Here is a 10,067-nt window from a genome sequence, read left to right as displayed (position 1 = left end):
GTTCGGCTCCGTACTGGATCCCGAATTCCAGTCGTCACTGCGTTAAGCCCAGGAGCCGGCGCGAAACGCTAAACTGGTGCGGCAGTTTCGCCCCGGGCTATCGAGTGCGACCGGGCCGCCTGCCCTGTCTCCACGACAATTGGGGAATGAATTGAATCAACGTCTGAAGCCGGTAAAGCGCAACGTCGTCGAGGACATCGTCGCCTTCAATGCGGGCCGGGACCCGGAGCGCCTCACCAGGAAATACCGGCTCCTTGCCAGCAACCCGTTCGCGTTCCTGCGCGGTACCTGCCACCTCTTCTACCAGGATTTTCCGGCCTCCGCCCCCGCCTGCCCGTCGCCGCTGGCATGGATATGCGGCGACTTGCACCTGGAGAACTTTGGGACCTACAAGGGCGACAACCGACTCACCTACTTCGACCTGAACGACTTCGACGAAGCCGCGCTGGCCCCGGCCAGCTGGGAGCTATCCCGCTTCCTGGTCAGCCTGCTGGTGGCGGCACGCGTGCTGAACGTGCGGCGCGCCGACGCGACTTTCCTGTGCCAACGTTTCCTGGACACGTACGCGGCGGAGCTGGCCACTGGCAAGGCGCGCTGGCTGGAACGGGCCACCGCCCGCGGCATGATCAAGGATTTGCTGCGCGACATACGCACCCGCTCGCGCCCGGCCTTTCTCGATCGCCGTACCGACATCCATAGTGGCAAGCGCAAATTGCGCCTGGACGGCATCAAGGCCTTGCCAGTGGGCGAGGCCGAACGCGCCCGCGTCACCACGCTCATGGAGCGGTACGCCGCATCCCAATCCGATCCCAGGTTCTTCAAGGTGCAGGATGTCGCGCGCAGGATAGCCGGCACAGGCAGCCTCGGCGTGGAACGCTATGTGGTGCTGCTCCGGGGCCGGGGCGGTACCGATGGAAATTTCCTGCTCGACATCAAACATGCCCCTGGTTCCGCCCTGGCGCCATACCTGCCGGGCGCGCAGCCGACATGGGACAGCGAGGCGCAGCGGATCGTCGACATCCAACGGCGGGTCCAGGCCATCACCCCGGCGTTCCTGGCGGCGATGCCGTTTGACGGCCAGTCCTATGTCCTCAAGGAACTGCTTCCCGATCAGGACCGGCTTTCGCTGGATTTATGGAATGGCAGGCTCACTCGACTGGAAACCGTCATGTGCGCCATGGGGTCGCTGGTCGCCTGGGCCCACTTGCGCTCCGGCGGCCGCCAGGGCTCGGCCTACGCGGATGAATGGATAGCCTTCGGCGCCGATGCGCGGCGCTGGCAGGCGGGCCTCCTCGACCATGCGCAAGCCTGTCATCGGCAGGTACTGGCGGACTGGAAAGCCTATGCGGCCGCGTTCCGTCAGCGCGCCAGCCATACGCCGCGCTAGGATAGCCCTGTTTCAACAAGCTGCGTATTATCGCCATATTGAACCAACGATAACATAAGGAAATTCGCCGCCTATGGCTTGCCTCACCCTGAACCGCCCTTCCATTTCCGCGCTGACAATTGGCGCTTGTCTGCTTGCGATGGGAACGCCCTGCCTGCCTGCCATCGCGGCGACACTACCTGACGCCGCCAGGCCGATGTCCGCCGGATCCAATCCGGATGCGGAGGGGATACAGTTTCACTGTCCCGAAGCGCAACTGCGCCAGCTGGAAACTGGCATGCGCCATTACCTGCACACGCTCGGCATTGCCCCGTCCCTGGTGGCAACCGTGCATGACGAGCGCCAGAAAACGCTGACCTACACGCTCACCACGCCACTGGACGACTTCAACACACTGGACTTCGTCGCACGTCCGGCATTGAATCTGAACGAAGTCAGAGTGAGCCTGCCACTGAAGCAGAACACGACGCGCGCCATCCCGACTGTCTCCCAAAAAGAGATCGTGCTGGCGCTGATGCAGCACGGCCGCCTCACCGTATTTGCGGGATCCGCCTGCCACCTGGCGGCCCTGACCGATCACGTGGGCATCCGCCAAAACACGGTAGCATGGGCCGAAAAACTTGAATTCGGCTGGCCCGATGGCGGCCCGGCGCGCTGGAACGCCAAATACTGGCGCAACGGCACGCCAAGACGAGGCGTCCCACTGCACACCGCCATGGCCGATATGTTCCGGAACCAGTCAGCCTATGAGGTTGGCTGCTATACGGCGACCAAAATGGTCATGATTCAGGGCGTACTCGACTACTTTTCGCGTGTCAGACCGGACCGGGCCAAACTGAAACTCATTGAAGCACGACTCCTGACCGACGGCGAGCCGCTGGTGGACGTGGAGCCCGGTCGCGTATGGAATTTCGAGTCGGACTTCGACGCCAAGGAACTGGAGCGTCCCGGCAAGCTGCTCTCCGCCCAGTTCGGCGTCATGCCTAGGAATTTCGTGCCAGGTGACTGGGCCTACATCGTCAACCCCGATCGCAGCTCCGCCAGCAAGATCGGGTATGAAGGTTCGAACGCCATCTACCTCGGACGCAACAAATTCGAGGATTTTTACAATGACAATGAACATGCCTACAGCTACCTGCAGAAGCTCGACGAGGTCTACCAATGGCGCAACCAGGTGTTCAGCCGCAGGCACGACGGCGACAAGATACAACCACTGACGGCCCAACAAATCGACCGGCTAGGCCAGCCGCCCCAGGATGGCGGAATCGTACTGGACTGGCGGGTAGCGCACCAATTCTTTGGCGCATCGAGCCCTCCGCAACGCCTCCCGGGAAACTAGGCGCATTGCCTGCGTCCTCTGCCAGACAAACTGGGACCCGGTACCGATGCGGTGTCGGCCCAGCTCGTCTACTGGCCAGAGCGGATCGATTGCACATAGGCGGCCAGATTGACGATATCGTCGTCGCTTAGCGCGTGGGCGACCGTCTTCATGATAGCGCCCTCCGGTCGCCCTTCCGTACGTTGAAAGACGGCCAACTGCTTGACGATATAATCCGCATGCTGGCCGGCCAGGCGGGGAAACGTCGCCATCCCCTCCCCCTTCGCGCCATGGCACGAAGCGCAGGCGGGCACGCCACCGTCGGCCCGGCCGTTGTGGAAGATGTCATTCCCGCGCTGCTCGCGCACCGGGTCGCTGGACTGGCCGGGCGGAGGCGATTGCTCCGAAAAATACCTGCCCAAGCCAGCGATCTGTTCGTCGCTCAGGCGCGCGCTCAATCCCCACATGTATTCGAACCCGGCCGGATCGGAACGGCCATGCCCCTTGAACGCCTTCAACTGGGCCTCCAGATAGGTGGCCGACTGGCCAGCCAGATGGGGGAAGTTGGGCGAGGTCGACCGTCCCTGCACGCCATGGCAATTGGAGCAGACCTGCATGGCGATCGTGTTGGCGGCCACGCGGGGATCGTCCAGCGCCCGCGAACGTTCCAGCGATGCGCACCCGCTCACGCCCGCGAGCATGACCAGCAGCATGGCGGCAGAGTGTGCCAGCCGAACTTGGGCAACATGTTTCATCAGTAGCTCCCCCAGACGTAGACAAACAGCGTATTGTTGTTGCTCGGATTGCGTCCCGCGCCATCGTAGTTGGCCACGGCGCCATGGTAGCGTCTGAAGTTGTAATACTGCGCCCCGACACGCAGATACTGCACCGGGGTCCAGAACAGTTCCGGCACCCAGCCGCGCGTATCGGGATTGCCCGCGGGGTCGGCGTATAGCACCGCGTCGGAACTGCCCGTCGTGCTGAAGTAACTCAGGCTCCCGCCGTACTTGGCCCGGTAGACATAGCTCCCCTTAACCTTAAGCTGCCTGAGACGATTGTCGGGATTGGCCGCGGTGCCGGTGACGTCGCCGTTATCGATCGCCTCCGTGATGTAGCTGACCTGCGCGGTGACGCTATGTGGATCGAGCAGGTACTGGTACTGCGCGTCGACACCTCGGTCGCGGTAGCGGGTCGTCGGCCCCCTCGGGGCAAGGTTATCCGGATAGATATTGGCGTTCATCGCCATCACACCCACCATCGCGCTATGTGGCCCCCAGTCGCGGTTGAAAGCCAGGCGCACATAGGGATTGCTGCCCCGCAGTTTGACCTGATCCGGATTCTTCGTTCCCTGACTGAACAAGGACCAGGCGCCGTTGGCCGTCTGATAGGCGGCCACTTCCGCATAGACGCTCTGGTTCCAGAAGACATAGGCCGCCACGCCCGCAGCCTGCGCGCCGAGCTGCGACACGATGGGCGCGGCATCCGGGCCGGTGATGCCGAACTGGGTCGGCACATACTGCATCCAGGCCGGCGCCGTATTCCAGGGGTCGGCAAAGGATGGATTGTTGTTCACCGAGACGCCGAAGATCAGGTCGCGGCCCGGGTCGATCAGCCGGTCCGCGTAGCGCAGCTCCATGTTGTCCGAGCCCCACTTCCCTTGCCACTTATTGGTATCGGGATTCTGGCTGTCGTAATTGTTGTAGGTCGCCTGCGCAAATACCCCGACATTTTCCGTGATCTTACCGGCGACGAACAGGCTGCCAGTCTGAAACAACGCGGTGGCGTCTTTCGCAAACGCCGCATCGTCACTGGGCGTGGCGCTCTTGGTATAGCTGACGACCCCCATCGCCGCCAGCGGTATCGTGCGGCTGCCGATGGTATAGCCCGTCAGCTTGAACAGCCGTCCATAGCTGGTCAGTTCGGGAAACTGTCCACCCGCGTGACAGGCCACGCAATTCTGGCCTGTCTGGCGCGCGAACACCGGCAACGCGTGAGCGACGATGGGACTGGTCAACACTTGCACCAACAGCAGTGCGACCACGGTACGGTACCTGACGTAGCGCCGGGCGATTTGACTGGCAATGTTCACGCTTCTGCTCTCCTGGTGAATATACGGACCTGGGAGTATGCGTGGCGCAACCTTAACCCAGGAACATCAACCGCGATAAACGGAATAACAAGATCAATCACATTCCCCGCATGCCCCTTTATACGGGGGCAAATCGGAAATATATTTGACGCAGATCAAAATGGAACAATAGCCACCTGTTAATAATTCACGGAGACCCTGCAGTGTTGCGGGAAAGCCGCAAAAAGCACGCCGTCCCTTTACCAACAGGTCCCACCACGGTAGCCGTCCTGTGAAACCGGACAGCGCGCCCCGCGCTCATGGCATGTCGGCAAAAGACGCGTCAAAGCCTGGCGCTCCGACTGGCGGGGCGGTCGGGATAGGTAAAAGGCGCCATCCAGTACGGAATGGCCGGGGTCATACTGGACATGGCGAACGCCATTCAGGGACCATTACAGCATTGGATGCGTGTGGAGAGCGACCCGGTAACGGTAGAGAGGTGGGGATCGTATTAAAGGAAGCGCCGGATAGCTCACCCGGCCGCAGCCGGACAAGGCCCACGAAGCAGCGCAACCGGACTGGGTGGCGTCTGGCTACGGCGCTCCCAGCACGACGGGCGCGTTACGCCTGCGTGTTGATGATGGTGCCGATCGAGCCCGACGTCGCCTTGGGTTTTTCGACCTCGCCAACACGACTGCCATCGTTATCGCCGTCACTGTCCTTGCCCCCAACCTGCGCCGGCTGGACAGTCGTCGGTACCGGCGGCGTATAAGTCGCCTGAGTGGAACTACCAATTGCAGATGTCATTTCGCTCTCCAGGTTTTATCAAGTTCACTTCAACTACTATAACGACAGTTACTGTTCGTTTGCTGGCAGGATTGACCCTCTCAGTTTGACCCTCCCGCCATACCCTCGCGAACGCCGCCACCCTGTCGTAAGACCCCTCGAATCCCAATTCCTTCAAGTCCTCATGGATCTGTTTCAGCGTGCGCCGCTGTTTGCGTGACTTGGCCGCTTCAGTCTTGAGCATTGCTGAAAGCTGGAATGCGTATTTATCGATGGCGCGGCTGGAACGCCGCTCAGCGTAGGCTGGCTCAATGGTTTCCGAGCGCAGATAGCGTCGGACGGTGTTTCTAGAAATGCCCAAACGCCTGGCGATCTCTCTCAATGGGACCTGGTCGCGAATGTGCCAGCGTCGAATAATGCCTAGTAATGCCACGTCGATCACTCCGATTCCCCGCTCAATATCATGAGCAGGATTGTGTCTTATACGTGGGTCAGTTCGGTTTGCAAATTATGCGGTAAAGTGGGTCAGATTTCGCTGCAAATCAACAACCTTACCAAATCGCAACGTTGCAGATACCAAAATCGCTCTAAAATCTTGTTTCCAGCATCCGCATCAATAGGCACTCTCGGGACCCAGCGCGTTCTTCCAGTGCCGCCAATGCAGCGTTCATGGTTACTCAAGGAAATATCACCAGCACATCGACAAAGGTCCGCTGGTGCAGGGATCGTCGCATGACCAAGAGAATAGGGATTGCGCTGCTGTGCCTGGGCATCGTCTGCAAGATTGCGTGGGCCGTTCCGGCGCAAATGGAAGCGGCCGTCTGCGAAGAGCTGGACTTGGTGTCGAGCATGGCGTTGCTCGGTATAGCGGACGACGATGAGGGACTGGCCAGCGACGACTGATGCCGGGCGGGTAACATGACCACGGCCCGCCTCCCGCGCTCGCGACACCAAGCCGCGTCAGGTCCGTCACCACCGCAAAGCTGTACTATCGTCCACCTTCACCAACCGTTATTTAGCGCGCCATCCATGACACCTCAGTCCCTGATCTCCGCGGCTCTCATCCTTTCCCTCGCCACGCTCCGGTTGCCGGCGGCGGCCGAGGAACTGGCTACGGATACCGGAACACACCTGGTCGGCGACATTGGCATCGGTACCGACTTCATGGCGCAGCCGGGGCGAAAAGGACGACATGAGCGGGTCTTCCCTTACGCGAACTTCGACTATGGACGCGCGTTCGCCCGCGTCGATACATTCGGCGTGAAGTTGCTGCCACTTGGGTATGGCGACCTTGAGCTGGCCGCGCGCGCAATAGATGACGGGTATGATCCAGCCTCACCGCGCGTACCGATGCCGGCCCGACGAAACAATTCACTTCCGATCGGGCTGGGCACCTTGCAAACCACCCCGATCGGCGCACTGTTCGCCAACGTCTTTCACGATGCTGGCCCATCGAAGGGCACCCTGATCGACGTCATGTACGCGGCCGAACTTGACTTCGGCCAGCTCGCCCTGTACCCGCAGGCTGGCGCGCAACGTCAATCTGCCGCCTACATCCGTTACTACTATGGGGTTTCCCCGACCATCGCTCCCGATCCAGCGGCCAGCTACCAACCCCGTTCTGCCACCTCACCCTACGCCGCGCTGTTCCTCGAATTGAAAGTCCATGGAAACTGGTACGCCAATGCCAACCTGCGCAGAACCTGGCTGCCCCCAGCGATATCGTCCAGTCCACTGGCCATGCACCATCGGCTCGATTCCGCCATGCTCGCCTTGAGCTATCGTTACAACTGATCCCAACACGATGCGACCAGTTCGGCCCCCATCGGCAACACCCATGTTCTTTCCCGCGCCGTTATATGCCGCCGCCGGAAAAACCTTGAATGGCGCGAAATTGCCGACTATGGACAAGCTGGAATCTCAAACCTCGAAGGAGACGCCTTGGCTAACGCCCGACGTCACAGGCCTATGAGCCTCCACAGGGCCCATGCAACGAGGGGGCCGCTGCCAATCCCCCAGCGGTCGGACTTGAACCACCTGGGTGGGTGATGTACTAACCGGTTGAGGTAGACGTGAACATACGGCCGCACTATATTTCCGTGTGGGAATTTGATTCGCAGGATAAATAATCTATGGAAAACCTTGATTTGGTCGATGGCGTTACGTTTCGCTATGCAGGCTTTCTTGACATTCCTTACATGTTTTCGCTTATGACGGATGCCAGCTTAAATGATGGTGCATTTACCGAGTACCTGCTGACCGCTGGGAGATATGCTTCTCTGTTCATCTCCCTCGCGGCATCACTCCATGTTTTCCGTTTATGGCAGCTACGTAAAGACATTCGAGAAGATTTGTTGATCATGGAAGCCGCCGACGAATCTATCGGTTTTCTTCATTGCATATATAGCCTCACCGCAGAACGAAAGCCACTAACCCATATCGAAAAGTGTGCCATCGCTGCCAAGCACCGGAAAAAAGGTTACGGAAAGAAAATGATTCAGTGGGTGATAGCGCGCGCGTCGGCCGCTAACGAAAGTCTGATCACCGCTTACTGCAATCGCCACGCGAGAGCAATGCAGCAGATTTTTAAGCGCAGTCATTTTACACGCCGCTCGGCTGGTGGCGGGCTCGAGTACTACGTATTGCATGCCAAGCCAAACGAAAAAACCATGTTGGATAATTCGACATGCAGCGGCAATCCCCTCCCCTAAGACTCTCCGCGAATACAGGTACAGGACCATGGCGATTAACAACCAACCTTCGCCAATCCACACGTAAATGCAATCGGTCGCCCGCTCCTTGATTTGTCCGGAGGATTCAAACTGCCGGTTCAGCAGATCTGGCGCGATGGCGTACACAGCCGCCTGAAGGTGCCCGGGCAAATTAGACCACGGCACATAACCACTAGCCAGGTTCAAGCGCGTGGTTCAGGCGGCTCCCCCCCCTATTCCAGCGCCTGCCCGATCACCGGCAAACACTAGCACCAGGCCTGCCCACGTTGCGCCTGGCCCGATACCGGCTGGCTACCCAGCAAGACGCACACTCGCGTGCGCACGCACACATCAATGCTCGACATATCCATGATGATTCTCCTGAAGCTAGATGCACGACCGCCTCGCGGGCACGTGCAAAGGAAGGCCCGCAGTTCCGGGGAACAGGGGCCTCAATCGGGAAAGAACAAAGTGAATTTTTTTCCGGCACCGGAACTACTTCAATCTGGCACCAGCATGTCCGCCAGTCTGACGGACGGAACTGCCATCGCCATCGGCGACACGGCCGAAGTCTTGCCTGGAAAGACGGAGAACGACCGCAACGCCCACACCCCGACGCCGTGCAGAATCCCGCGAACAACCCGCGATGGGCACCGGTGGGAGCTTGGTGAGAACGATTCTCACAATGAGCAAATTATTCTTGCACCTGCGTGCCAGGTTTTCAAGGTGACTGTTCCGGCACCTCCACCGAAAACCATAACGTACGCCATCTTATCGGCTGCGAGGAGCACCCTGTCCTGGTCAAACTCTCGCTTGCTTCTACAAGCGAGCATCATCGAGCGGCGGTAGTGTTAAGAGCTGGTGTAATCGCGCACTGAACCTTCTTGACCGACGACCTCGCTTTGCCATATCGTGATCGTTCTTGCCTATGGCTTCAGGTTGCAGAAGGAAACGCCTCCGTGCAAAAATTCATCCGTTCGTTCGCGCTGGGAATTTCTTGCGGTGTCACCCAGTTGGCACTTGCGGCTCCCGTATACACAGTCGGCGTACAAGACTACGAAAACTATCTGCCATATTCGGAATACAAGCATGGCGAATACCGCGGGCTTGGGCGCGCCATTCTGGATGCCTTTGCCGATAAATATGGTTATGTGTTCCGGTACATCGTATACCCGCTCAAACGACGCGATATGCAGTTTGTGGCCGGCAATCTTGACTTCGCGTTTCCCGATAACCCCAACTGGATTACGGACCAAAAAAAAGGAGTCAAGATCAGCTACGCCCCGATGCTGGATTTTACCGATGGCGTATTGGTGCGTCCCGACGATGTAGGAAAACCCATCTCCCACATCAAGACGCTGGGCTTACCGCTAGGTTTCACACCTTACCCATATTCGTCCTATATCGAATCCGGCGCCATCAAGCTCGAACCCACGTCCACCTACGACAAACTGTATCAAAAGCTGGTCCTCAAACGTCTCGACGGCGCTTACATGAACACCCGCGTTGCCCAATATTACTGGTCGCATATACATAGAAGGGGTGAGGTGCCGGTGCGATACGACGCCAGCCTTCCGCATGCGACCGGCTACCATTTCCTGTCATCGATAAAGTACCCAGCGATGATCGAAGAATTCAAGAAATTCATGGTCGAAAACAAGACCATGATCGAGAACCTCAAGAAGCAATATCAATTCTGACAGTCCGGGACGACATTGTCCGGCCGAGAACGGTCCGAATACGGACGGTTTCATATTAAAGACCGACACTGTATCGTCGCCCAATCCCGCGTTCACT

Annotated in this window: 9 protein-coding genes and 1 pseudogene; 6 read left to right on the top strand and 4 right to left on the bottom strand. The window is 59.1% G+C overall.

Annotated features, from left to right (window positions below; translation table 11 throughout):
- The first annotated feature begins 151 nt into the window (after positions 1–151).
- Both H3H39_RS26455 and H3H39_RS26450 read left to right on the top strand, forming a co-directional pair.
- Complete coding sequence (locus tag H3H39_RS26455) at positions 152–1,387, top strand: DUF2252 domain-containing protein (RefSeq protein ID WP_229218323.1); 1,236 nt, start codon at positions 152–154, stop codon at positions 1,385–1,387.
- A 73-nt stretch (positions 1,388–1,460) separates the two neighbouring features.
- Positions 1,461–2,726, top strand: coding sequence for a TGL-type protein-glutamine gamma-glutamyltransferase (locus H3H39_RS26450; RefSeq protein ID WP_182157415.1), 1,266 nt, complete (start codon positions 1,461–1,463; stop codon positions 2,724–2,726).
- Between the two features lie 68 nt (positions 2,727–2,794).
- Here H3H39_RS26450 and H3H39_RS26445 read toward each other — a convergent pair whose 3' ends face one another.
- The 4 genes and pseudogenes from H3H39_RS26445 to H3H39_RS26430 form a co-directional block, all read right to left on the bottom strand.
- Positions 2,795–3,460 carry a c-type cytochrome gene (locus H3H39_RS26445; protein ID WP_182157413.1) on the bottom strand — a complete coding sequence of 222 codons (666 nt, stop codon included), beginning with the start codon at positions 3,458–3,460 and terminating at the stop codon, positions 2,795–2,797.
- The gene (locus H3H39_RS26440) at positions 3,460–4,794 is read right to left on the bottom strand and encodes a cytochrome C (protein ID WP_311196994.1); all 1,335 of its coding nucleotides are present in this window, start codon (positions 4,792–4,794) and stop codon (positions 3,460–3,462) included. The genes H3H39_RS26445 and H3H39_RS26440 overlap by 1 nt, the downstream gene beginning before the upstream one ends.
- Positions 4,795–5,394: 600 nt before the next feature.
- Entirely contained in the window at positions 5,395–5,580 is a 186-nt protein-coding gene (locus H3H39_RS26435) for a hypothetical protein (protein ID WP_182157411.1), read from the bottom strand.
- Positions 5,581–5,676: 96 nt separating this feature from the next.
- Positions 5,677–6,001, bottom strand: a pseudogene (locus tag H3H39_RS26430) (helix-turn-helix domain-containing protein); the annotation flags it as partial.
- 290 nt (positions 6,002–6,291) lie between these two features.
- Here H3H39_RS26430 and H3H39_RS26425 point away from each other — a divergent pair.
- From H3H39_RS26425 to H3H39_RS26410, 4 genes are all read left to right on the top strand, one after another.
- A complete protein-coding gene (locus H3H39_RS26425; RefSeq protein WP_182157409.1) occupies positions 6,292–6,462 on the top strand; it encodes a hypothetical protein in 171 nt (56 codons plus the stop codon).
- Positions 6,463–6,588: 126 nt separating this feature from the next.
- Positions 6,589–7,353: a MipA/OmpV family protein gene (locus H3H39_RS26420; protein ID WP_182157407.1), complete on the top strand. Its 765-nt coding sequence runs from the start codon at positions 6,589–6,591 to the stop codon at positions 7,351–7,353.
- 338 nt (positions 7,354–7,691) lie between these two features.
- On the top strand, positions 7,692–8,270 hold the full coding sequence (locus tag H3H39_RS26415) for a GNAT family N-acetyltransferase (protein WP_182157405.1): 579 nt from the start codon (positions 7,692–7,694) through the stop codon (positions 8,268–8,270).
- 959 nt (positions 8,271–9,229) lie between these two features.
- On the top strand, positions 9,230–9,970 hold the full coding sequence (locus tag H3H39_RS26410) for a substrate-binding periplasmic protein (protein ID WP_182157403.1): 741 nt from the start codon (positions 9,230–9,232) through the stop codon (positions 9,968–9,970).
- Positions 9,971–10,067 lie beyond the last annotated feature (97 nt).

The organism is Rugamonas apoptosis (assembly GCF_014042355.1).
GTDB lineage: Bacteria > Pseudomonadota > Gammaproteobacteria > Burkholderiales > Burkholderiaceae_D > Rugamonas > Rugamonas apoptosis.
The sequence above is the reverse complement of the archived record's forward strand: the minus strand, read 5'-3'. Positions and strand labels throughout refer to the sequence as shown.